The sequence below is a fragment of the Bacillus pacificus genome (assembly GCF_020861345.1).
GTDB classification, from domain to species: Bacteria; Bacillota; Bacilli; order Bacillales; family Bacillaceae_G; genus Bacillus_A; species Bacillus_A pacificus.
In genome coordinates this window covers 1,477,515-1,500,276 of the sequence record NZ_CP086328.1, presented here as the reverse complement: position 1 = coordinate 1,500,276, position 22,762 = coordinate 1,477,515, and the positions used below count along the sequence as shown (strand labels likewise).

General features: G+C 37.3%; 25 protein-coding genes. 1 reads left to right on the top strand and 24 read right to left on the bottom strand.

The features are described from left to right. Window positions 1-12 precede the first annotated feature (12 nt). From ylqF to LMD38_RS07845, 20 genes are all read right to left on the bottom strand, one after another. Entirely contained in the window at window positions 13-903 is an 891-nt protein-coding gene (gene ylqF, locus LMD38_RS07940) for a ribosome biogenesis GTPase YlqF (RefSeq protein WP_000236698.1), read from the bottom strand. Window positions 904-923: 20 nt separating this feature from the next. Then, on the bottom strand, window positions 924-1,475 hold the full coding sequence (gene lepB, locus LMD38_RS07935; protein ID WP_000711857.1) for a signal peptidase I: 552 nt from the start codon (window positions 1,473-1,475) through the stop codon (window positions 924-926). A gap of 101 nt (window positions 1,476-1,576) precedes the next feature. Beyond that, window positions 1,577-1,921 (bottom strand): 50S ribosomal protein L19, encoded by a 345-nt coding sequence (rplS, locus tag LMD38_RS07930; RefSeq protein WP_001186516.1) that lies wholly within the window; start codon window positions 1,919-1,921, stop codon window positions 1,577-1,579. Window positions 1,922-2,067: 146 nt separating this feature from the next. After that, complete coding sequence (gene trmD / locus LMD38_RS07925) at window positions 2,068-2,802, bottom strand: tRNA (guanosine(37)-N1)-methyltransferase TrmD (RefSeq protein WP_016718304.1); 735 nt, start codon at window positions 2,800-2,802, stop codon at window positions 2,068-2,070. After that, window positions 2,802-3,317: a ribosome maturation factor RimM gene (gene rimM, locus LMD38_RS07920; RefSeq protein WP_000170268.1), complete on the bottom strand. Its 516-nt coding sequence runs from the start codon at window positions 3,315-3,317 to the stop codon at window positions 2,802-2,804. The genes trmD and rimM overlap by 1 nt, the downstream gene beginning before the upstream one ends. A 121-nt stretch (window positions 3,318-3,438) precedes the next feature. Then, the gene (locus LMD38_RS07915) at window positions 3,439-3,666 is read right to left on the bottom strand and encodes a KH domain-containing protein (RefSeq protein WP_000737403.1); all 228 of its coding nucleotides are present in this window, start codon (window positions 3,664-3,666) and stop codon (window positions 3,439-3,441) included. Window positions 3,667-3,680: 14 nt separating this feature from the next. After that, window positions 3,681-3,953, bottom strand: coding sequence for a 30S ribosomal protein S16 (gene rpsP / locus LMD38_RS07910; RefSeq protein WP_000268750.1), 273 nt, complete (start codon window positions 3,951-3,953; stop codon window positions 3,681-3,683). 100 nt (window positions 3,954-4,053) lie between these two features. Further along, window positions 4,054-5,403, bottom strand: coding sequence for a signal recognition particle protein (gene ffh, locus LMD38_RS07905; protein ID WP_000863461.1), 1,350 nt, complete (start codon window positions 5,401-5,403; stop codon window positions 4,054-4,056). 12 nt (window positions 5,404-5,415) lie between these two features. Then, window positions 5,416-5,748 (bottom strand): putative DNA-binding protein, encoded by a 333-nt coding sequence (locus LMD38_RS07900; RefSeq protein WP_000891062.1) that lies wholly within the window; start codon window positions 5,746-5,748, stop codon window positions 5,416-5,418. 133 nt (window positions 5,749-5,881) lie between these two features. Next, entirely contained in the window at window positions 5,882-6,871 is a 990-nt protein-coding gene (gene ftsY, locus LMD38_RS07895) for a signal recognition particle-docking protein FtsY (RefSeq protein WP_000007647.1), read from the bottom strand. Window positions 6,872-6,886: 15 nt separating this feature from the next. Beyond that, the gene (gene smc / locus LMD38_RS07890; RefSeq protein WP_228920245.1) at window positions 6,887-10,456 is read right to left on the bottom strand and encodes a chromosome segregation protein SMC; all 3,570 of its coding nucleotides are present in this window, start codon (window positions 10,454-10,456) and stop codon (window positions 6,887-6,889) included. 147 nt (window positions 10,457-10,603) lie between these two features. Beyond that, the gene (gene rncS / locus LMD38_RS07885; protein ID WP_001146876.1) at window positions 10,604-11,341 is read right to left on the bottom strand and encodes a ribonuclease III; all 738 of its coding nucleotides are present in this window, start codon (window positions 11,339-11,341) and stop codon (window positions 10,604-10,606) included. A gap of 58 nt (window positions 11,342-11,399) precedes the next feature. Next, the gene (gene acpP, locus LMD38_RS07880) at window positions 11,400-11,633 is read right to left on the bottom strand and encodes an acyl carrier protein (protein ID WP_000786062.1); all 234 of its coding nucleotides are present in this window, start codon (window positions 11,631-11,633) and stop codon (window positions 11,400-11,402) included. Window positions 11,634-11,702: 69 nt separating this feature from the next. Beyond that, window positions 11,703-12,443, bottom strand: a complete 741-nt coding sequence (gene fabG, locus LMD38_RS07875) for a 3-oxoacyl-[acyl-carrier-protein] reductase (protein ID WP_000911784.1) — start codon at window positions 12,441-12,443, stop codon at window positions 11,703-11,705. Then, a complete protein-coding gene (gene fabD / locus LMD38_RS07870; protein ID WP_061183964.1) occupies window positions 12,443-13,387 on the bottom strand; it encodes an ACP S-malonyltransferase in 945 nt (314 codons plus the stop codon). The genes fabG and fabD overlap by 1 nt, the downstream gene beginning before the upstream one ends. 14 nt (window positions 13,388-13,401) lie before the next feature. Next, window positions 13,402-14,394 (bottom strand): phosphate acyltransferase PlsX, encoded by a 993-nt coding sequence (gene plsX, locus LMD38_RS07865; protein WP_000684108.1) that lies wholly within the window; start codon window positions 14,392-14,394, stop codon window positions 13,402-13,404. Further along, the gene (gene fapR / locus LMD38_RS07860; protein ID WP_000747357.1) at window positions 14,391-14,984 is read right to left on the bottom strand and encodes a transcription factor FapR; all 594 of its coding nucleotides are present in this window, start codon (window positions 14,982-14,984) and stop codon (window positions 14,391-14,393) included. The genes plsX and fapR overlap by 4 nt, the downstream gene beginning before the upstream one ends. 88 nt (window positions 14,985-15,072) lie before the next feature. Continuing rightward, window positions 15,073-17,121 (bottom strand): ATP-dependent DNA helicase RecG, encoded by a 2,049-nt coding sequence (recG, locus tag LMD38_RS07855; protein WP_061183962.1) that lies wholly within the window; start codon window positions 17,119-17,121, stop codon window positions 15,073-15,075. Window positions 17,122-17,410: 289 nt separating this feature from the next. Further along, a complete protein-coding gene (locus LMD38_RS07850) occupies window positions 17,411-19,087 on the bottom strand; it encodes a DAK2 domain-containing protein (protein WP_000027110.1) in 1,677 nt (558 codons plus the stop codon). A gap of 22 nt (window positions 19,088-19,109) precedes the next feature. Further along, on the bottom strand, window positions 19,110-19,472 hold the full coding sequence (locus LMD38_RS07845) for an Asp23/Gls24 family envelope stress response protein (RefSeq protein WP_000021109.1): 363 nt from the start codon (window positions 19,470-19,472) through the stop codon (window positions 19,110-19,112). Between the two features lie 378 nt (window positions 19,473-19,850). On the opposite strand from LMD38_RS07845, the gene rpmB reads away from it, so the two are divergent. Further along, window positions 19,851-20,039 carry a 50S ribosomal protein L28 gene (gene rpmB / locus LMD38_RS07840; protein WP_000124776.1) on the top strand — a complete coding sequence of 63 codons (189 nt, stop codon included), beginning with the start codon at window positions 19,851-19,853 and terminating at the stop codon, window positions 20,037-20,039. Window positions 20,040-20,112: 73 nt separating this feature from the next. Here the strand turns inward: rpmB and spoVM are convergent, their stop codons facing one another. The 4 genes from spoVM to rsgA all read right to left on the bottom strand — a co-directional run bounded on the left by spoVM (window position 20,113) and on the right by rsgA (window position 22,568). Beyond that, on the bottom strand, window positions 20,113-20,193 hold the full coding sequence (spoVM, locus tag LMD38_RS07835; RefSeq protein WP_001213599.1) for a stage V sporulation protein SpoVM: 81 nt from the start codon (window positions 20,191-20,193) through the stop codon (window positions 20,113-20,115). A 66-nt stretch (window positions 20,194-20,259) separates the two neighbouring features. After that, window positions 20,260-20,940, bottom strand: coding sequence for a thiamine diphosphokinase (locus tag LMD38_RS07830; RefSeq protein WP_062821669.1), 681 nt, complete (start codon window positions 20,938-20,940; stop codon window positions 20,260-20,262). A gap of 99 nt (window positions 20,941-21,039) precedes the next feature. Then, window positions 21,040-21,684, bottom strand: a complete 645-nt coding sequence (gene rpe, locus LMD38_RS07825; RefSeq protein WP_000589966.1) for a ribulose-phosphate 3-epimerase — start codon at window positions 21,682-21,684, stop codon at window positions 21,040-21,042. A gap of 2 nt (window positions 21,685-21,686) precedes the next feature. Continuing rightward, window positions 21,687-22,568, bottom strand: coding sequence for a ribosome small subunit-dependent GTPase A (rsgA, locus tag LMD38_RS07820; protein WP_001113936.1), 882 nt, complete (start codon window positions 22,566-22,568; stop codon window positions 21,687-21,689). Window positions 22,569-22,762 lie beyond the last annotated feature (194 nt).

Below are 22,762 nucleotides of genomic sequence, written 5' to 3'. Positions count from 1 at the left end.
CAAACGCACGTCTTATACTTCTTCTACTTTTTCTGCATCTTCTGTCTGCTCCGCAAACTCTTCTGGTGTTTCAAACGTCATTTTCCCAAGTTTGCCACCACGAAGCTCACGAAGTATAAGTTCAGATGTTTTATCATAATCAATCATTCCGCCGCCCATTAAACAGCCTCTATTTTTTCCAATCGCATCAAATAACTCCACGATGTCTTCTGGAATGTCATTTAAATTATAGCGCTCTTTTAATCGCTCTGGGTAATGTTTCTCCATAAAACGTAGCGCATAAACAGCTACGTCTTGTAGATTTAAAATAGAATCTTTAATTGCACCAGTCGTAGCTAGACGTAACCCAACTAATTGGTCTTCAAATTTAGGCCATAAAATACCTGGCGTATCTAACAGCTCCATTTCTTTCCCAACCTTAATCCATTGCTGAGCTGTTGTCACACCAGGACGATCCCCTGTTTTAGCAATATTTTTCTTCGCTAACTTATTAATCAACGTAGATTTACCAACATTCGGTATCCCTACAATTAATGCACGAATCGCTCTCGGTCTAATACCTTTTGCAACCATTTTATCGAATTTCTCTTTCACTAACACTTTACAAGCCGCCGCAATTTCCTTCATGCCTTGTCCAGCCTGTGCGTTAATTGAAATTGCCATATGGCCTTTTTCTTTAAAATATGCGATCCATTGCTTTGTTAAACGATCGTCTGCCATATCCGCTTTATTTAAAACAACAAGCCTCGGTTTATGTGTAATAATCTCATCGATCATCGGATTTCGAGAAGATAAAGGTAATCGAGCATCTACAAGCTCAATTACAACATCAATTAACTTTAATTTTTCTGTTACTTGGCGTCTAGCCTTTGCCATATGTCCCGGGAACCATTGAATTACCATGTTGCCACCTTCTTTTTCTTTTATTTCACAATACGAGCATCTTTTAACGGCCAATATAGTATATTTGCCTTTCCAATCACTTGGTCCATTGAAATTGTACCAATCGAACGGCTATCTTTACTAAAACGACGATTATCGCCTAAAACAAATAATTGACCTTCTGGAACAGTTTTCTTCCCTGTCATTTCTTCAAGAGTGAAATCATATGTAAGCGGTCCGTCAGCAATTTGTTTTTTCTGCTTGTCTAAATACGGCTCCTCATAAGCCTTTCCGTTAACATATAGTTTATCATTACGATACTCTATTTCATCGCCTGGTAGGCCGATAATACGCTTAATATAATCTTTATCTTCCGTCGCTCGGAATACAATAATATCAAATCGTTTCGGATCTCCTATGTGATAACCAATTTTATTAACAATCATTCGATCGCGATCATGTAATGTAGACGCCATCGATACTCCATCTACGAGAATTGGCGCAAAGAAAAACTGTCTAATAACACCTGCTAATACAACAGCTATCAAAATTGCCTTGATCCATTCCCAAAGTGAACTCTTTTCTTTCTTCATGCTTTTCCCCTCCACGATTATGTAAGCTGATCGTATTATATCAAAATTTTATATAGATTGGAAAAAGGGAGCTTGTGCATTTACAAGCTCCCATACATGTCTTATCGAATTTCTTTAATACGTGCTTTTTTACCGCGAAGGTTACGTAAGTAGTATAACTTAGCACGACGTACTTTACCACGGCGAAGTACTTCGATTTTCGCGATTCTTGGCGTGTGAACTGGGAATGTACGCTCTACACCTACACCGTAAGAAATCTTACGAACTGTGAATGTTTCACTGATTCCGCCACCACGACGTTTAATTACAACACCTTCGAAAAGCTGAATTCTTTCACGAGTTCCCTCAACTACTTTTACGTGTACACGTAAAGTGTCTCCAGGACGGAATGAAGGAAGGTCAGTTTTTAATTGGCCTTTTGTAATTTCTGCGATTAATTGTTGCATATTAAATTCTCTCCTTTAAACAGATGCTCTTATAAAGTCTAAATAAATTACAGCGGAACATCGTTAATACGGCTACTGATTTCAGCAGCACAAGTGTTATAATAGCATATTGCTAAGGCTGTTGCAATAGAAAATATATCAAGCACTTATTTGCCTTCTTTAATCTGTTCTAGCCACTTCTTTTCTTGCTTAGACAATTCTCGTTCTTCTAGTAAATCCGGTCTACGCGTGTACGTACGACGCAACGATTCTTTATGTCGCCATTCATCAATATTTTTATGATTTCCCGACATTAATACATCTGGCACTTTCATACCACGAAAATCAGCTGGACGTGTATAATGAGGATGCTCTAATAAACCTGTACTAAACGAATCCTCGACTTGTGAAGCATGATTTCCTAGTACTCCTGGAAGGAGACGTACGACACTATCAGTTATAACCATAGAGGCTAACTCTCCACCCGTTAATACATAGTCACCGATAGAAATCTCATCTGTTACGAGATGTTCACGAATTCGTTCGTCATATCCTTCATAATGCCCACATACAAAGATTACATGTTCTTCCTCTGCAAGCTCTTCCGCTTTCTTCTGAGTAAACCTTTCACCTTGCGGACACATTAAGACAACTCGCGGCTTCCGCTCCGTTTCTTTCGTTAAATCTTCTACAGCATCAAAAATAGGCTGAGGAGTTAACACCATCCCAGCGCCGCCACCATACGGATAATCATCCACACTATTATGCTTACTCGTTGTATAATCGCGGAAATTGACAACACGGAGCTCTACCGCTTCTTTTTCTTGTGCTTTCTTTAAAATTGAAGATCCAAACACACCTGTAAACATATCTGGAAACAAAGTTAAAATGTCAATTTTCATTATAGTAGCCCTTCCATTACATGAATGGTTACTAATTTATTCTCAATGTTAACTTGAAGTACAACATCATCAATATAAGGAATTAACAGATCTTGACCTTTTGGACGTTTAATTACCCAAACATCATTTGCACCAGGAGATAAAACTTCTTTTATTGTCCCTAACGCTTCTCCTTCTTCCGTTACAACGTTGCAACCAATAATTTCATGATAGTAGTATTCGCCTTCAGCTAGTTCGCCTAATTGATCTTCAGGTACTTTTAAAAGAGAACCTTTAAACTGTTCTACTTCATTTACATTCCCATATCCTTCAAATGTCAATAAATCAAATGTTTTATGTTGACGATGAGAAGTAATCTTTACTGGGAAAGGCTCTCCACCTTTTTCATTCGATATGTATAACGTATTCCCTACCTTATATCGCTCTTCTGGAAAATCAGTACGAGAAACCACACGAATTTCTCCTTTTACGCCATGAGTATTTACAATTTTCCCTACGTTAAACCATTTTGTCATAAACAGTATGTCACCCCTGGTTTCTATATAAATTAAGCATCCCCATTTCACATATGGAACATGCAATTTCTCTTTAAATGTTAAAAAAGGGAGAGGAAATAACTCCTCGCCCTTTTTACGTTTATTGAATTTCCAGTGTTACTTTTTCACTATTGTGATGTCCCACTGAATACAAGAGCATTCGAATTGCTTTCGCAACTTTCCCTTGTTTTCCAATGACTTTTCCAACATCCTCAGGATGTACAGTTAATCGATACTTTATCTCTCCGTTGTAAAGTTCCTGTGTAACTTTTACATCTTCAGGATAATCGACAAGAGGCTTGACAATCGTCTCGACTAACTTCTTCATAGTCATTGCCTCAATTACTTACCTTGTTTAGATAAGTGGAATTTCTCCATGATACCTTGGTTAGAGAATAAGTTACGAACTGTATCAGATGGTTTAGCACCATTTCCTAACCATTTTAATGCTGCTTCTTCGTTGATCTTAACTTCAGCTGGTTGAGCAACCGGATTGTAAGTACCGATTTCCTCAATGAAACGTCCGTCACGAGGAGAACGAGAATCTGCAACAACTACACGATAGAAAGGAGTTTTTTTAGCTCCCATACGTTTTAAACGAATTTTAACTGCCATTTATAAAGCACCTCCGAATTTATTTCACACAGATAATTATATTAGCAAAAAGACTATTGCTTTGTAAAGTATTTTTTCTTAACAGAGCCATCTTTTTTCCTTACATGAATGGAAACTTCAATCCACCTAGTCCTTTTTTCTTACCTTTTTGCATTCCAGTCATCGTTTTCATCATCTTTTTCATATCATCAAATTGCTTGATTAAACGATTGATTTCTTGTACCGTTGTACCGCTACCTTTGGCAATGCGTTTTTTGCGACTAGCATTGATTATTTCCGGTTGTTCTCGCTCTAATTTAGTCATAGAACGAATAATTGCCTCAATATGCCCAATTTGTTTTTCATCAACTTGTGCATTTTTCAGCCCTTTAATTTTATTTGCACCAGGAAGCATTCCTAACAATTCATCAAGCGGGCCAAGTTGACGCACTTGTCCAAGTTGTTCTAGGAAATCGTCAAGTGTAAACGAAAGCGTACGCATTTTTTGCTCAAGTTCTTTTGCTTTCTCTTCATCAACTGTAGCTTGCGCTTTTTCAATTAATGTTAAGACGTCTCCCATCCCTAAAATACGGGATGCCATACGTTCTGGATGGAACGCTTCAAGTGCATCTAGTTTTTCACCCATACCAGCAAATTTAATTGGCGTATTTGTAACAGCTTTAATAGACAATGCCGCACCACCGCGCGTATCACCATCCAGCTTCGTTAATACAACCCCTGTTAAACCTAACTGTTCATGGAAACTTTGTGCAACATTAACCGCATCTTGTCCTGTCATCGCATCGACAACAAGGAAAATTTCATCCGGTTTCGCAACTTCTTTCACTTTCGCTAATTCATCCATTAGTTCTTCATCAATATGCAGGCGACCTGCTGTATCAATTAAAACATAATCATGATGATCTTCTTTCGCTTTTGCAATCGCTTGTTTCGCAATTTCAACAGGACTTACTTGATCTCCTAAAGAGAATACAGGCATGTCCAATTGCTTCCCTAATGTTTCAAGCTGTTTAATCGCTGCAGGACGGTAAATATCCGCCGCAACAAGCATTGGTTTACGATTATGCTTTTTACGAAGCAAATTCGCAAGCTTACCTGTCGTCGTTGTTTTACCTGCACCTTGCAGACCAACCATCATAATAACAGTCGGTGGCTTATTAGCAACAGCAATTTTGCTTTGCTCTCCGCCCATAAGTTCTGTAAGTTCTTCCTGTACAACTTTAATTACTTGTTGTCCAGGTGTCAAACTTTTCATTACATCTTGTCCGACAGCACGTTCAGATACACGCTTTACAAAATCTTTTACTACTTTAAAGTTAACGTCCGCTTCTAAAAGAGCTAGACGAACTTCTCTCATCATTTCTTTCACATCGGCTTCAGAAACTTTTCCTTTGCCGCGGATTTTTTGCATCGTCTGTTGAAGTCGGTCGGCTAATCCTTCAAATGCCATATTGCCGCCCTCCTAATCTAATTTTTCGATAGCTTCAACAACTTGTTTCATTTCTTCATTCACATGCTCTTCTTCGCTGATTAGCTGTTTTAGCTTTGCAACAAGTCGCTGTCGCTCTTGAAACTTTTGAAGTAATACTAATTTTTCTTCATATTCTTCAAGCATCGCTTCAGTCCGTTTAATGTTATCATACACGGCTTGGCGACTTACATCAAATTCTTCCGCAATTTCACCAAGAGATAAATCATCTAGATAATAAAGCGACATATAACTTCTTTGTTTTTGCGTTAACAACGATTGATAAAAATCAAATAAATAGTTCATTCTCGTTGTTTTTTCGAGCATGTTGGATCATCCTTTGTTAAGTGATTTCCCTTTACATGAATTAGTTTACATGGAGTACAAAAGAGTGTCAAGTTTTTTTCTTAACATCTCATATTTTTATAGAAAAAGAAGCGGAAAATACCGCTTCTTTCACTTATACTTCTTCTGTTTCTACTAAGTTCGCAAATAAACCATATACATATTGTTCTGGATCGAACTGTTGCAGATCATCCATTTGCTCTCCTAATCCAACGAATTTCACCGGTACATCCATTTCGTTACGAATTGCTAATACAATACCACCTTTAGCAGTTCCATCTAACTTCGTTAAAACAATACCAGTCACATTCGTTGCTTCACGGAATGTTTTCGCTTGACTTAAACCGTTTTGTCCTGTTGTTGCATCAATAACAAGCAATACTTCATGAGGAGCTCCTGGTACTTCACGCTCAATTACACGCTTTACCTTCTCTAACTCTTTCATTAAGTTTACTTTATTTTGTAAACGTCCTGCTGTATCACATAGTAATACATCTACTTTACGTGCTTTTGCAGCTTGTACAGCGTCATACATAACCGCTGCTGGATCAGACCCTGATCCTTGTTTAATCACTTCTACCCCAACGCGATCGCCCCATACTTCCAATTGTTCAATCGCTCCAGCACGAAATGTATCTCCTGCTGCTAATAAGACAGACTTACCTTCTGATTTAAACTTATGAGCCATCTTACCAATTGTTGTCGTTTTACCTACACCATTCACACCAACAAATAAAACAACTGTCAAGCCATCCTTTTGCACATTAATTTCATTAGTAAAATCGCTGTCACCTTTATAAATTTCTATTAATTTTTCCGAAATAACAGCTTGTACTTCTTTTGGATCTTGAATATTACGGCGTTGCACTTCTTCTTTCAGCTGGTCGATTAATTCCATCACTGTCGAAACGCCAACATCTGCACCGATTAAAATTTCTTCTAATTCTTCGAAGAAATCTTCATCTACTTTACGGTAACGAAAGACTAAATCATTTACTTTATCTGCAAACGAATTTCTCGTTTTTTCTAATCCTTGTTTAAACTTCTCTGTTACCGTATCTGTTTGTTTTGAAATTTTTTCTTTTAGTTTTTTAAAAAAGCTCATACTGTCCCATCCTTTCTATTTGCTTGCAACTAGTTCTTCTCCATCATCTAAACGAACCGAAACAAGTTTAGATACCCCTGACTCTTGCATTGTTACACCGTACAATACGTCAGACTCTTCCATTGTACCTTTTCTATGTGTAATTACAATAAACTGTGTCTCATCACTAAATTTCTTTAAATACTGAGCAAAACGGGCAACGTTTGCCTCATCAAGAGCAGCCTCTACCTCATCTAATACACAGAATGGGACTGGGCGCACTTTTAAAATACCAAATAGCAGCGCAATTGCCGTTAAAGCACGCTCTCCACCTGAAAGTAAACCTAAGTTTTGCAGTTTCTTTCCTGGCGGTTGCGCTACGATATCAATACCCGTATTTAATAAGTCCTCTGGATTCGTCATAACTAAATCCGCTCTACCGCCTCCAAATAATTCAGAGAACACCGATTGAAACTCCATTCGAATTCCTTCAAACGTAGTAGAAAAGCGTTTTTTCATTTCTTCATCCATTTCAGTAATAAGTTGGTGCAATGTCGTTTTTGCTTCTTCTAGATCATCTTTTTGCTCTAGTAAGAATGTATGACGCTCTGCCACACGCTCATACTCATCAATTGCTCCTAAGTTTACTGTACCTAGCTCTTCGATGGAGAGTTTAATTAGTTTCACCTTTTTACGTGCATCCTCAGCAGGCATCACCATTGTATACTTCAGTTTTGCCGCTTCAAATGAAATCGTATATGTTTCACGTAAATGTTGTAATCTATTTTCTAACTCTACATCAAGTCGGTTTATTTTTACCTCTTGATCTTTCAACATCTCAAGAATGTATTTATGTTTACCTGTTGTTTCTTTCAGGTTACGCTCTAACTGTTCTACTCTCTCTTGTAACGATACACGTTGTTCACGACGAGAGCGAATTAACTCTGAAGTTTGATTACGATCATATGCTTTCTTCTCAATCATATTCGTAATTTGTTCTTCACCACTTGAATTCGATGTCATTTCTTGTTTTAAGAATGCTAAATCCTCTTTCGTTTTGACAAGCGTTGCATCGGTTTCTTCTTTTTCCTTCGTCAATCGTTCTACTTTTTCTTTTTGATTAGATAAGCGTTGTTGCTTTTCAGCTGCTAACACTTTTAACTCAGTCATTTCTTTTTGAACTTTTTCTTTCGAAGAATGTTGCTCACTTTTTTGTTTTGTTAAAGCTGTGATTTTGCTATCTAATTCCGTAATCTCTGCCTGAAGAGTCGCCAAAATCTTTTCTAACTCTTCTTTACGGCCTTGCATTTTCACTTGGTCTTGCAAGAACCCTTCAATCTCTAAATCGTAAATAGATAAACGATCATTAATACGATGTTCTTCTAATTCTAAGCGACTAATTTCTTCTCTTAATTTCTGTTCATCTACACGCTCTGCTTCTACACTTTGCCTTAGTTCGCGTATTTGCACTTCTTTTTCTTGAATCTCTTGTTTTACTGCTTTAACAAAGTTTTCTAACTTCGTTGTTTTCTCTTCCATATCAGTTAACTTACTCGTCCACTCTTCTAGTTCACGTTGACGTCCTAATAAAGATGATTTCGCCTGTTTTACCGCTCCACCCGTCATAGAACCGCCAGGGTTTACTACATCACCTTCGATTGTTACAATGCGATAACGGTATTGCAATTGTTTCGCCAACTCATTCGCGCCGCGTAAATCTTTTGCAACAATAACAGTACCTAATAAATTTGAAACTACATTTTCATATTTATTGTTATATTGCACGAGTTCTGCTGCCACACCTACAAACGATGGGTGCTGATTTACAATACGTAATTGCTCAAATGATAACGATCTACCTTTAATAACAGCTTGCGGTAAAAACGTTGCTCGTCCATGTTTATTTTGTTTTAAAAACGCAATTGCATTACGAGCATGTTCTTCTTTTTGTACAACTATATGCTGCATCGCTGCACCTAGAGCAATTTCCATTGCAATTTCATATTCTTTCGGTACCGTTAGCAGTTCTGCAACAGCACCCTCAATACCTTGCAACCTATTTTCTCTAGCTTTTAATACTTCACGTACCCCTTGATAGAAACCAGAGTAGTCCTCTTGCATCTCTTCTAGCATTTCTTTTCGAGAACGTGCCTGTTGTACAAATTGATATGCTTGATACAGTTTTGTTTCGTTTTCACTATACTGCGCCTTGCATTTCCCAAGTGCCGCTTCTGTCTTTTGTATATTCGAAAGGATTCCAGCTACTTTTTCTTTTACTTGTTCATAACTTTCCACAAGTTTTGTCTTTTTCGCTGTAATTTCCATACGCATTTCTACATATTTCGCATTTTCTTCATCAAGGCGTTCATTTTTTGAGTTTTGTTGTTTAGATTGTTCTTCAATCATAGATAACTCATTACGATGACTAGCTTGTTGATTTAAAAGTTCAATATAGTCACCTTTTAAATTCTCAATTTGCTCTTCTAAATTGTCAGCAAACGTTGCAAGTAATTGCTCATTGTCATGCAATTTCGTCTCCAACTCTTTTACATGATTTACAAATTGCATCAATACTTCTGTACTCGATTCAATCTCACCATCATAACTTGTAGCTTTCTCTGTTAATTCAACAATTAACTGTTCGAGTTGTGCACAATGCGTCGTTGCATTTTGCTTTCTCTCTTTTAATAGCTCACGCTGTCCTTCTAACTTTTCTAGCTCTTTACTAGAAAGTAAAAGTACTTCTTGCAGGGAATCTACAGACTCATCTACTGCTTGTAATTGGCCTCGTAATTCTTCTAGCTCTTCTTCACCTTTTTGTAAATGCGTTGACATTTTCGCTTCTTCGTTTTTATTATGCCCAAACTGATTTCGAAGCGCTTCCCATTTCTCATGTAATTCTTCAATTTCATGTACAATAAGCGCCGCTTCTACTTTCTCTAATTCTTCTTTTTTCTCGAGATAATCCTTTGCAATAGAAGCTTGTCTTTCTAAAGGTTCTACTTGACTACTTAATTCGTGAATTATATCTTGTACACGATTTAAGTTTTCTTGTGTGTCTGCTAATTTACCTTCAGCTTTCTTTTTACGAAGTTTGTATTTCAACACTCCCGCCGCTTCTTCAAATACACCACGACGTTCTTCTGATTTACTACTTAAAATTTCTTCAACTTTCCCCTGGCTAATAATCGAAAAAGCTTCTCTTCCCATACCAGAGTCCATAAATAAATCGATAATATCTTTCAACCTGCATGATTGTTTATTAATATAAAAATCACTATCACCAGAACGAGATACACGACGCGTTACACACACCTCATTATATTCAATCGGTAAACGTTGATCTTCATTATTTAAAGTTAATGTTACTTCAGCAACATTAACCGCTCTTCTCATATCACTACCTGCAAAAATAATATCTTCCATCTTTGCACCACGTAATGATTTTGCCGATTGTTCACCAAGTACCCAACGAATGGCATCAGTAATATTACTTTTCCCGCTTCCATTAGGTCCTACTACAGACGTTACACCTGGGACAAAATCGACAGATACACGCTCAGCAAAAGACTTAAATCCTGCTATTTCTAATCTTTTTAAAAACACGAAAGGCCTTCCTCCTATTCTCCGTTGCTATAAATGTTGTTTATACAAAAACAAACGATTATACGGATTTCATTTCCTTACATTTATAAACGAAAAGAAAGTTTCATTCTATGCACAAGGAATCCCCCTCATTCAAAGGGGGATTCCTTATAGTTGTTCTTTTAACTTTTTCAACGCTTCTGCAGCAGCTTGTTGCTCTGCTTCTTTTTTCGACTTGCCACTACCAAGACCTAAGGCCACGTTATTTAACGTAACACGTGACACAAATTCTCGATTGTGAGCCGGTCCTTTTTCTTGCAAAATTTGATACTCAATATTGCCACTACCATCACGCTGAATCAACTCTTGTAATTGACTCTTATAATCCATCACATGAGAAAAAGCACCTTCATTAATTTTAGGGTATACAATTTCTTTTAAGAAGCCCCATACTGTTTCTAGCCCTTGATCAAGATAAAGGGCACCAATAAACGCTTCAAAGACATCCGCTAATAAAGCTGGTCGTTCACGTCCGCCTGTCATTTCCTCACCTTTTCCTAATAAAACTAGGCTACCAAATGACAACTCGTTTGCAAAACGAACAAGAGATGGTTCACATACAATAGCTGCACGTAGTTTTGTTAACTCTCCTTCGCTCATTGTCGGATATTTTTGAAACAGATACTGCGATACAGTAAGTTCCAATACTGCATCTCCAAGGAATTCGAGACGCTCATTATCTTCATGCGGTTTTTTTCGATGCTCATTCACATACGATGAATGCGTAAATGCTTGAATCAATAATTTTTCATCTGTAAACGTAATACCTATTTTTTCTTGAAATACTTTAAACGCTTCACGATATTTTGTTTCGTATTTTTTTTCTCTATATTTACGGTACGGCATAGGTCCCTCCAGATATAAGCCGAGAAGCCCCGCTAAAAAACGGGACTTCATTCAAGCATTATAGATGACTCTCTATGTAAGTCACAGCATCGCCAACAGTAGCAATCTTTTCAGCATCTTCATCAGAAATTTCCATTTCGAATTCGTCTTCTAATTGCATTACAAGTTCTACTACATCTAGGGAGTCTGCTCCTAAATCTTCCTTGAAGCTTGCAGCTGGTACTACTTCTGTTTCTTCTACTCCTAAACGATCAACGATAATTTTTGTTACACGCTCTAAAACATCTGCCATTCCATTCACCTCCCCTCAAATATTATATTAAATATTGTCCAAAAAAACTAGCTGAAATCGATTCTTTTATTACATTACCATACCGCCATCAACATTTAACGTTTGACCTGTAATATATTTGCTTTGATCAGAAGCAAAAAACGTTACAGCATTTGCGATATCTTGCGCTTCACCAAACTGAGCCGCAGGAATTAATTTTAACATTTCAGCTTTTATATTTTCATCTAATACGTCTGTCATATCTGTCGCAATAAATCCGGGAGCAATTGCATTTACAGTAATATTGCGGCTTGCTAGCTCTTTTGCTGATGTTTTTGTTAATCCGATTACACCCGCTTTAGCAGCAACATAGTTTGCTTGTCCTGGGTTTCCCGTTACTCCGACAACAGAAGCGATATTTACAATACGTCCATGACGTTGACGCATCATATATCGAGATACTGCCTTTGTACATAAGAATACACCTTTTAGGTTTGTATTAATAACTGTATCCCATTCTTCTTCTTTCATACGCATTAATAAATTATCTTTTGTTACACCTGCATTATTTACAAGAATATCAACTTGTCCAAATACATCTACAGTTTGTTTCACCATATTTGTAACGTCTTCAGCATTTGCAACATCTGCTCTTACTGCAATTGCATCCGAACCTAATTTCTTTATTTCATCAACTACTTCATTTGCCTTTTGCTCGTTACCAGCATAATTTACTACAACATTTGCCCCTTGTTTTGCTAAATCAATCGCAATTGCACGACCAATTCCACGTGAAGCACCCGTTACTAATGCTACTTTCCCTTTTAACATCAACTTTCTCCTCTCAAATTCGAAATGGTATCTTGTAATGTCTCTTCATCGTATATCGCGTATGCTTTCACTGATGAATCAATTGACTTCATAAGTCCAGCAAGTACTTTCCCAGGTCCAATCTCAATAAATGTATCTACCCCTTGACTCACCATATATTCAATGGATGGATACCATAAGACAGGCGAATAGAGCTGCTCGATTAACTTTTCTTGAATATGTGCACCACTTGTAATAACGTCTGCTGTTACATTTGCGATTACCGGAATATTCGTATCTTGAATTGTAATTTCATTTAAGACACTTTGGAATTTCTCCGCCGCTGGCTTCATAAGCGCAGAGTGAAACGGTCCACTTACTTTAAGCGGAATTGCTCTCTTTGCACCATTTTCTTTCGCTCTTTGAGAAGCAATCTCGACTCCTTGCTTTGTTCCAGAAATCACAATTTGCTTCGTACTATTCATATTAGCAATTTGTACTGCATATCCTTCACTTGTTACTTCTTCTGTAACTTGTTTCAGCATATGTGGATCAGCACCTAAAATAGCCGCCATTGCACCTTCTCCGCCAGGAACAGCTTCTTCCATATATTCCCCACGTTTCCTTACAGCATATACTGCATCCTCAAAAGTTAATGCACCCGCTGCTACAAGAGCGCTATACTCACCTAAACTATGCCCTGCGACAAAGTCTGGTGTAATATCATACTCTTTTAAAGCTGTCAAAATAGCAAAACTCGTCGTTAATAAAGCAGGTTGCGCATTTGTTGTTAACGTAAGCTTTTCCTGCGGCCCTTCAAAAATCACTTCTGAAAGTGAGTCTTGCAACACCTCATCTGCTTTTGCAAATACATTTGCAACCTCTTTATTATTCTCTGCTAACTGTTTACCCATTCCAACTGCCTGTGAACCTTGGCCCGGAAAAAGAAATGCTAGTTTTCCCATTTCAAATCCTCCTCTTATTGGAGTGGCTCTTTCTCCATTACGCTTGAAATAGTAGGAATAACTTCTTTCGCTACCATTTCTCTCGTTTGACGAATCGCACTAAATATCGATTGGTCATTGGAAGAACCGTGAGCCTTAATGACAGGAGCCTTCAATCCAAATAATGCCGCTCCTCCATACTCCGAATAATCCATTTTATCTTTTAATACCATAAGTTTTGGCTTTAATACCGCTGCTGCTAATTTGCTCGTAAACGAACTCATTAACTGCTCTTTTAACATAGAGAATAATGCAAGTGCTGTTCCTTCTAATGATTTCAGTGCTACATTCCCTGTAAAACCATCACATACAACAACATCTGCTACACCTTGCAATAAATCTCTTGATTCAACGTTCCCAACGAAATTAATTGGGGCATCTTTAAGCATTGCAAAGACTTGTTTTGAAAGCTCGTTACCTTTACCATCTTCTGTTCCAACGTTTAAAAGTCCAACGCGAGGATTTTTAATTCCTCTTACTTTCTCAGCATATACAGATCCCATTACTGCATATTGATATAAATGAATCGGTTTTGCATCAACGTTCGCTCCAACATCTAACATAACAAAACCTTCTCCATCAACAGTTGGCATTGTAGGGGATAAAGCTGGTCGCTCAATTCCTTCCATACGACCTACAACAAACAATCCAGCCGCCATTAAAGCTCCTGTACTACCAGCTGATATACAAGCATCCGCTACACCGTCTTTCACTTGCTGCGCCGCAAGTACCATTGAAGCTTGTTTTTTTCGACGAACCGCTCTTACTGGTTCATCTGTCGATTCAATTTTTTCGTCTGTATGAAGTATAGTAATTCGTTCTTCACTCGTTAAGTATTGACGAATTTCCTCTTCTTTCCCCACTAACGTAATATGTAAATCAGAATATTCCTTAATAGCTTTCATTGCTCCTAGTACGACAGCCTTTGGAGCATGATCGCCGCCCATTGCATCTATTGCGATTTTCATAAGTTGTTACCTTCCTCACTATAATTACTAGATCGATACATTTCAAAAGTGCCTGTAAAAACAAGTTCTTCTCCAACAAAGCTACGCACTTTGACAACCGTCCGCCCTTTATCATTCTCTACATCTTCCACGCGCGCTTTTGCAACAACACGCTCTCCTAATTTTACAGGACGAATGTATCGAATGGTAGACTTTGCAGTTAAAGCTAATTCTTCATCAATAACTGCAACAGCTAGTGAGTTTGCTTGTGCAAACAAATGATGCCCACGGGCAATTTGATTTCTTTTAAATACGTGTTCTACCTTCACTTCCAAAATAGAAATCGCATGTCTATCTAATTCTATATCAATAATTTCTCCGACAACCTCTTCTAACGGTAAAGATTTCACATCTTCTTCATGTTGCTTTGTAGCTACATGTTTAATTCTTTCTCTTAATTCAGGAATAGATAATTCCATACGATCAAGGCGTACGGTTTGTATACTCACTTGAAATTTTTCTGCTAAATCTTCATCCGTAATAAAAGGATTCGTTTCTATCGTTTGTTGTAATAATTCTTGTCTTTCTTTTTTACTTCTTCTTTTTTTCATACCGCACCATCCATTTTTATGACTAGGTACTAACAGTAGTATATAATCATTAAAAGTAGAATGCAACAAAAACTTTTGTTGCCTCCCTTTAATCGAGCTTCTCTCCCTGGAACACACCTGTCCCGTCAAGATACGTACGCAACGACGCATATTGATCATTATGCCAAAACGCTTCTGAATCTACTAGTAACGCCGCATCTTGTCTAGCTGTTTCTAGCGCCCGATAATCATGTACCATATCAGCAACCTTGAATTCTGGTAAACCACTTTGCTTACTCCCAAAGAAATCTCCAGGACCTCGTAATTCTAAATCCTTTTCTGACAATACAAATCCATCATTTGTTTCAGTCATTATGCGCATTCTTTCTTTTCCTGTTTCTGATTTAGGGTCTGCTATTAATAAACAATACGATTGTTCACTACCACGCCCAACACGTCCTCTTAGCTGATGAAGCTGTGATAAACCGAAACGCTCTGCATCATAAATAACCATTACAGTCGCATTCGGTACGTTCACACCCACCTCAACAACTGTTGTCGACACAAGAATTTGCACTTTATTTTCACTAAATTGCCCCATTATCTCTTCTTTTTCTTGAGATGATAATCTTCCATGCATTAATCCGACTTGGCATTTCCCCTGATAATGATGAGTCAGCATACTATGTAAGTCGATTGCATTTTGTACATCAAGTTTCTCAGATTCTTCAATTAGAGGACAAATAACATATGCTTGTCTTCCTTTTTTTATCTCTTTCTCTACAAAACCGAGAACACGATCTAACATGTCATGTTTTGCCCAGTATGTTTCAATTACCTTTCTACCAGCTGGCATCTCATCGATTATAGAAACATCCATCTCTCCAAATGCAGTAATTGCTAACGTACGTGGAATCGGGGTCGCTGTCATAAATAATACGTCTGGACTTTCACCTTTCTCACGTAAAACTCGTCGCTGCGCTACACCAAATCGATGTTGTTCATCAGTAATCACGAGACCTAACCTATGAAAGATAACTTCATCTTGAATTAAAGCATGTGTTCCAACAAGGATATCTATTTCTCCTTGTTCTAATTTTGCCAAAATCTCTCGGCGTCTCACACCTTTAACTGAACTTGTTAACAATTCAACCTTCATACCAAAGTGCGAGAACGTCTCTGCGAGCGATTGATAATGTTGTTCTGCTAAAATTTCTGTTGGAACCATTAAAGCACCTTGATAATGCGCTAATTTCGCTGCATAAAGACCAATTGCAGCGACCACCGTTTTACCAGAACCTACATCACCTTGCAACAGACGATTCATTCGATAAGGAGATGTCATATCTTTCATAATTTCATCTACAACTCGGCTTTGCGCACCAGTTAATGGAAACGGAAGTGCATCGATAAACTCTTGCAATTCTTCTGAAGGAATTTCTTTTTTCGTCCCTTTCGAATTTTCCCTCTCCATTTTTCGTAACGTTTGCATTTTCAACTGAAATAAGAAAAACTCTTCATATACAAACCGGCGACGCGCTTGCTTCAAGTCTTCCTGCCCCGATGGAAAATGCAAAGCCCGAAGCGCTTCATAACGTGGCAGTAATTTATACCGACTTAGCAATCCATCTGGTAACACTTCAACTATAGAGTCTCCATACTCCTTTAACGCTTGTGCAATAAAACGGCGCATCTGTTTTACTGTAAGTTTCCCTTTCACTGAGTACACAGGCTCCACTTCTTGTTGACGTACAACCGGTCCAAAATGAAGTTCTGATACTGCAATCGTTTGACGATGCTGGTCCCATTTTCCAGTAATCGTTACCGTTTCATCTAAATTTAACTTCTGCTTATAGTACGGCCTATTAAAACATACAGCTGTAATTAAATAACGACCTACGAGGACACGAACCGTAAGACGCGACTTCTTCTTCCCGTAATATTGCAGTAAAGGAGCACTATGAACTTTTCCCTCAACTGTTACACGTTCATCATGCTTTACTTCTGCAAGATCTTTCATCGCATAGTCTTCATAACGGTACGGAAAATGTTCTAATAGATGAGAAACTGTATAAATTCCCATCTCGTGTAGTAATTCAGATGTTTCTCCTCCGATTCCCTTTACATCCGTAACAGGAACTTGTACAACTTCATTCAAGATTCTCACGCTCCGTCACATTATTTTTTGATTCATTATCCATTAACATGATTGACATCTGTAATCGCTCTCTTTCACCCTATATATTCTATCATAGGCATTCTAAGAGAAACTACTCAAATCCCTCATAAACAACACGAAAGAAAAGAGCCTCACTATTAGCAGCAAGGCTCTTTTTTATCTTCAATATGCTAGCCTTTTGAATAAAAACTAGTAATAAACTTCATATTACTACTTATTATCCATTAGCAAGTAAGTAATCCATTTATTTTCAAAACGAATTTTTTTCTTATTCTACAGAGAAGATGAAAGAATACACCGGTTGGTTTCCAGCATGTACTTCTACTTCTGCATCTTCAAAATTCTCTTCTACAAACTCAACTAATTCAGCTACTTCTTCATCAGTTGCATCTTCACCTTGTAGAATCGTTACGATTTCAGAATCTTCATCAATTAGTGCTTCTAGTAATTGCTTCGCAGCTCCTACTTTTTCAGCATTTGTTGATACGATTTTTCCATCTGCGATACACATGAAATCATCTTTTTGAATTGCCACACCATCAATTTCCGTATCACGTACAGCATACGTAATTTGACCTGTTTTCACATGAGATAAAGCTTCTTTCATGTTTTCTTCATTTTCCTCTAGCGTTCCAACTGGATTAAATGCTAACATTGCAGCCATACCTTGAGGAACTGTTTTTGAACGAACTACAATCACTTCTTGATCCACAACTGACGCTGCTTGTTCTGCTGCCATTACGATATTCCCGTTGTTCGGTAAAATAATGATTTTTTCAGCGTTTGCTTCTTCAATCGCCTTCACGATATCCTCAGTACTTGGATTCATCGTTTGGCCACCTTCGATAACTTTCGTCGCGCCAATGCTTTCAAATAAAGTTTTAATACCAGATCCCATAGCTACAGTTACGATACCATATGGTTGTTTCTCTTTGGGCTGGCTAGTTGGCTCAGGCATCATAGCAGGCTCATCTAATAAAGCAGTATGCTGTTCACGCATATTCTCTACTTTAATCTTGATTAAACTACCGTAACGTTGTCCGTAGTTCATAGCGTCTCCAGGATGCTCTGCATGGATATGAACTTTTACAATTTCATCATCAGATACAACTAGTAGTGAATCACCATACACACTAATATCTTCACGGAATTTTTGTTCAGAGAAATTATGTTCTTTCACTTTATCAGCTTCTAATTTCACCATGAACTCCGTACAATATCCATACTTAATATCTTCTGTACTCAATTGGCTTTGTACACTACGGTGATGTTCTGCGCGTACCATTTCATTCATAGATGGTTGGGCAGGTGCATCAGAAGAAATCGTTTCTCCTTTTAAGTCAGCTAAAAACCCTTCGTAAACTACTACAAGACCTTTACCACCGCTATCTACAACGCCAACTTGTTTTAATACAGGTAATAAATCTGGCGTACGATTTAACGATGCATTTGCTTCTTTCACAACGTCTTCCATAAACAAAACAAAGTCGCGCTGTTTTTTCGCAACTGTTACTGCATATTTACCCGTTTCTCTTGCAACCGTTAAAATCGTTCCTTCAATCGGTTTCATAACCGCTTTGTAAGCCGCCTCTACTCCAGCTTCTAAAGCTGCAGCAAAATCAACTGTTGTTAATTCTTCTTTTTGTTCAATGGATTTCGAGAAACCACGGAACAACTGAGATAAAATAACTCCAGAGTTACCACGAGCTCCCATTAATAATCCTTTGGCTAAACTTACGCCGACTTTACCAGCATGTTGTGAAGGATTTGCTTTCACTTCACGTGCGCCTGAAGTCATAGATAAGTTCATGTTTGTACCGGTATCGCCATCTGGAACTGGAAATACGTTTAATGCATCAACAAGCTGAACATTATTTGTTAAATTATTCGCTCCTTGAATGATCATTTGTGATAAACGTTTTCCATCAATTTTTTGAATTGACACAGATTTTCCTCCTTAATGCACATTACAAGTTTATTACTTTAACTCCTTGTACGTAGATGTTTACAGAATCTACTGCTAGTCCTACAGTTTGATCTAATGTATATTTCACTTTCGTCTGCACGTTATGTGCTACTTCTGAAATTTTCGTACCATAGCTCACAATAATATACATATCAATATGTACTTCATCTTCATCTTTACGAACAATAACACCTCTAGTGAAATTTTCTTTTCGTAAAATGTCTGTTAATCCATCTTTTAACTGATTTTTTGATGCCATACCTACGATACCGTAGCAATCTACCGCGGCACCTCCAGCAATTGTTGCAATTACATCTGTACTAATATCAATTTGACCGTACTTCGTTTTAATTTCAATTGACATCTCGTTTTCCCCCTTCATAAATGGTGAAAGTGAGTTAGACTACTTTAGTTACTATCATATAATCTTTTTAAAGAAAATTCCATCGTTCTTTCTTTTTCACTCTCATATTTTATGTTGAAAACTACACTTTTTTATGATGAGCAAAATAGTCCATTGTTATTATACAACATGTATCACTATAATATGTCAAGCAATTTTTCTTGATTTCAACTTTTCTTCATTGACATATAGTGTCAAGTAATTTTTCTTGATTTCTTTTTTCTACAGTGTTGCATTCTCTTTTTAGTTGTGTTAAATTATAGTAGTGTTTTTAGCATCGCATAAAAGACTAACATTGAAAAATTACGTATGGTAAGGTATCAAGGGAGGGAAATATAAATGGCTCGTGTTTGTGCTATTACTGGAAGAAAAGCTCGTTCTGGTAACTCTCGTTCTCACGCAATGAACGCTACAAAACGTAAGTGGGGCGCTAACCTTCAAAAAGTTCGCGTACGCATCGACGGAAAAGTTCAACGTGTTTACGTTTCTGCTAGAGCATTAAAATCTGGCAAAATCGAACGTGTTTAATAATAAAAAAAAGAGCCGCTAGGCTCTTTTTTTACTATACCAATGGAAAAAGCACCGGTAATAGGTGCTTTTTTTAATCTTTTTTGAAGGTATTTAACATGGCACGAACAATTCCACCAAGAAATTTAGGTAACTTAATTGTATAAAATCTCATGGTTTCCCTCCTAATCCCCATTACTCCACTTGGTCACTATATGATGTAAGGAGCAAAATTGTTTCTTTAATCAGTGCTTCTTATCACCATTAATATGCCAGAAGTAAATGAAAAAGTACCTTTTTCCTCAACGAGTTCATTACTAATACAAAGTGTTGATCCCCACTCTATTTTTTTATTCGTTAGAGGATATTTAAAACCAAGTAATGTAATCCCTTCCACTATTTCAGTAACAGGCACAAAAGATACATAAGGGAATTTTTTATTTTCTTCAATTATATGTGTACCCACTCTTTTTACACTTATTTCATTTTGATTGTCTACAATACACATCTCTATTCCTACTTCTAATCCTTTTAAAAGCATTTGTATATTCGCTAAACCGTGATCAAGTCTTCCGCCAGTAGCACCAAAAATACGAATGAGTGCCGGCTTTTGTTCTAACGCCCAGTTAATCGCAATTTCTAAATCCGTTTGATCTTTTTCACGAGGAACAATATGTAAATCATTTGTTTGTTGCCCCATCCATGCTAATTCTTCTTCAGTAACCGAGTCATAATCTCCAAACGCAACAGCAGGAATAATACCTCTTTTTAATAAACGATATACTCCTCTATCAACTGCCGCCCACACTACTTTCTCATTTTCATATGGAGAAAAATCTGCACAATATTCCGCAGGTCCTCCCGCTAAAATATGAATAATCATGTTTCCTTCCCCTTCTATTGTAAAAAGGCAATCTGCCATTCGGTAGATTGCCTTTTTACATATTTTTTCTCTATCCTTTATAAATAGTGAAAACTTACTACACTAGAAGATTCACTGGGATAAAGACTCGTTCATTCATTATCCACGAATGACACGAATTGCTTCACCGCGGTCTTTTTGATTGTATACTGCTGACCCAGCTACAAGTACATTTGCTCCTGCTTCTACACAAAGTCTTGCTGTTTCAGCGTTTACACCACCATCAACTTCAATTTCTACTTCTAGATTGCGCTCTTTAACCATTTCTGCAACTTGTTTAATTTTCGGTAATACAGAATGGATAAATTTCTGCCCACCAAATCCAGGGTTTACTGTCATAAGTAATACCATATCAATATCTTCTAATACATGCTCAATCACTGAAACTGGCGTATGCGGATTTAATACAACTCCTGCTTTAATGCCATGAGATTTAATTAACTGAATTGTACGATGTAAATGAGGGCACGCCTCTACATGAACAGTAATAATATCCGCTCCCGCTTTTGCGAAAGTCGGGATATAGTTATCAGGATTTTCAATCATTAAATGTACATCTAACGGTAACGATGTGATCGGACGAATTGCTTCTACAATTAATGGTCCAATCGTAATATTTGGTACGAAATGTCCATCCATTACATCGACGTGAATGTAATCCGCTCCGCCTTTTTCTACATCTTTAATCTCTTCCCCTAATTTTGAAAAATCTGCTGATAAGATCGATGGTGCAATTTTAATCATAACTAATACCTCGGCTTTCTCTCTCTAATTTCTTCTACAAATTGTTTGTAATTCTTATAACGATATTCTGTAATCTTCCCCTCTTCAACCGCAGCCTTCACAGCGCATTTCGGTTCAGAAAGATGTGTACACCCTCTAAATTTACAGTATTGGCTCGCTTCTTTCAACTCTGGAAAACAATATGTAAGATCTTCTACCTCTATATCTATGAAATCGAGTGAACTAAAACCAGGTGTATCTGCAACTAGTCCGCTTCCAATCGCAATTAATTCTACGTGTCTTGTCGTATGTTTCCCGCGTCCTAAATGTGAGGAAATATCATTCGTTTTCAGTTCTAATTCTGGACGTAAGACGTTAAGCATAGAAGATTTTCCAACACCAGATTGTCCCGCAACAACGGAAACACAACCTTCTAAGAACGGTTTTAAAATATCAATACTTTCCGATGTATTTATAGAAGTAAATAATACATCATATCCCATCTCACGATAGTCATTTGCATAAGATTCAACAGTCTCTCTCATTTTTTCATCCACTAAATCCATCTTACTAATGCAAATAATCGGCTTAATATTATGATATTCAATCAGCACTAAAAATCGATCTAACAGTCCCGGATTAAAATCTGGTTCTACTGCTGAAAAAACAAGAATTGCTTGATCAACATTAGCAATAGGAGGCCTGACAAGTTCATTTTTTCGATCAAATACTTCAAGCACGTATCCTTCACTTGGATTATCAGCCTGAAAAACAACTTGGTCTCCTACCAGTGGTGTAATTTTATTTTTTCTAAATACACCACGCCCGCGACATTGTGTAATCCCTTCTTCATGCTGCACATAATAAAATCCACTTAGAGCTTTTACAATTTTTCCTTCTGGCATATAATTCTCCTTTATTCTGTATAAAGTGAAGCTGTAATTCATATTGAATGGATTATCATTCTTTAAATAAAGATTTCAAAACCCGTCATATATACACATTAATATATTTAATCTACCATCAAATTTAAAATATTATTTATAACAGTATCACTTTTATATCTTTTTGAATCATATATTTTTGCCTGTTATACAGT

What these genes read in the sequence shown, in the direction of transcription:
- ylqF (WP_000236698.1), bottom strand. Translation starts at nt 903, where the DNA reads ATGGTAATTCAATGGTTCCCGGGACATATGGCAAAGGCTAGACGCCAA.
- lepB (WP_000711857.1), bottom strand. Translation starts at nt 1,475, where the DNA reads ATGAAGAAAGAAAAGAGTTCACTTTGGGAATGGATCAAGGCAATTTTG.
- rplS (WP_001186516.1), bottom strand. Translation starts at nt 1,921, where the DNA reads ATGCAACAATTAATCGCAGAAATTACAAAAGGCCAATTAAAAACTGAC.
- trmD (WP_016718304.1), bottom strand. Translation starts at nt 2,802, where the DNA reads ATGAAAATTGACATTTTAACTTTGTTTCCAGATATGTTTACAGGTGTG.
- rimM (WP_000170268.1), bottom strand. Translation starts at nt 3,317, where the DNA reads ATGACAAAATGGTTTAACGTAGGGAAAATTGTAAATACTCATGGCGTA.
- LMD38_RS07915 (WP_000737403.1), bottom strand. Translation starts at nt 3,666, where the DNA reads ATGAAGAAGTTAGTCGAGACGATTGTCAAGCCTCTTGTCGATTATCCT.
- rpsP (WP_000268750.1), bottom strand. Translation starts at nt 3,953, where the DNA reads ATGGCAGTTAAAATTCGTTTAAAACGTATGGGAGCTAAAAAAACTCCT.
- ffh (WP_000863461.1), bottom strand. Translation starts at nt 5,403, where the DNA reads ATGGCATTTGAAGGATTAGCCGACCGACTTCAACAGACGATGCAAAAA.
- LMD38_RS07900 (WP_000891062.1), bottom strand. Translation starts at nt 5,748, where the DNA reads ATGCTCGAAAAAACAACGAGAATGAACTATTTATTTGATTTTTATCAA.
- ftsY (WP_000007647.1), bottom strand. Translation starts at nt 6,871, where the DNA reads ATGAGCTTTTTTAAAAAACTAAAAGAAAAAATTTCAAAACAAACAGAT.
- rncS (WP_001146876.1), bottom strand. Translation starts at nt 11,341, where the DNA reads ATGCCGTACCGTAAATATAGAGAAAAAAAATACGAAACAAAATATCGT.
- acpP (WP_000786062.1), bottom strand. Translation starts at nt 11,633, where the DNA reads ATGGCAGATGTTTTAGAGCGTGTAACAAAAATTATCGTTGATCGTTTA.
- fabG (WP_000911784.1), bottom strand. Translation starts at nt 12,443, where the DNA reads ATGTTAAAAGGGAAAGTAGCATTAGTAACGGGTGCTTCACGTGGAATT.
- fabD (WP_061183964.1), bottom strand. Translation starts at nt 13,387, where the DNA reads ATGGGAAAACTAGCATTTCTTTTTCCGGGCCAAGGTTCACAGGCAGTT.
- plsX (WP_000684108.1), bottom strand. Translation starts at nt 14,394, where the DNA reads ATGAAAATCGCAATAGATGCAATGGGCGGCGATCATGCTCCAAAGGCT.
- fapR (WP_000747357.1), bottom strand. Translation starts at nt 14,984, where the DNA reads ATGAAAAAAAGAAGAAGTAAAAAAGAAAGACAAGAATTATTACAACAA.
- LMD38_RS07845 (WP_000021109.1), bottom strand. Translation starts at nt 19,472, where the DNA reads ATGTCAATTGAAATTAAAACGAAGTACGGTCAAATTGATATTAGTACA.
- rpmB (WP_000124776.1), top strand. Translation starts at nt 19,851, where the DNA reads ATGGCTCGTGTTTGTGCTATTACTGGAAGAAAAGCTCGTTCTGGTAAC.
- spoVM (WP_001213599.1), bottom strand. Translation starts at nt 20,193, where the DNA reads ATGAGATTTTATACAATTAAGTTACCTAAATTTCTTGGTGGAATTGTT.
- LMD38_RS07830 (WP_062821669.1), bottom strand. Translation starts at nt 20,940, where the DNA reads ATGGCAGATTGCCTTTTTACAATAGAAGGGGAAGGAAACATGATTATT.
- rpe (WP_000589966.1), bottom strand. Translation starts at nt 21,684, where the DNA reads ATGATTAAAATTGCACCATCGATCTTATCAGCAGATTTTTCAAAATTA.
- rsgA (WP_001113936.1), bottom strand. Translation starts at nt 22,568, where the DNA reads ATGCCAGAAGGAAAAATTGTAAAAGCTCTAAGTGGATTTTATTATGTG.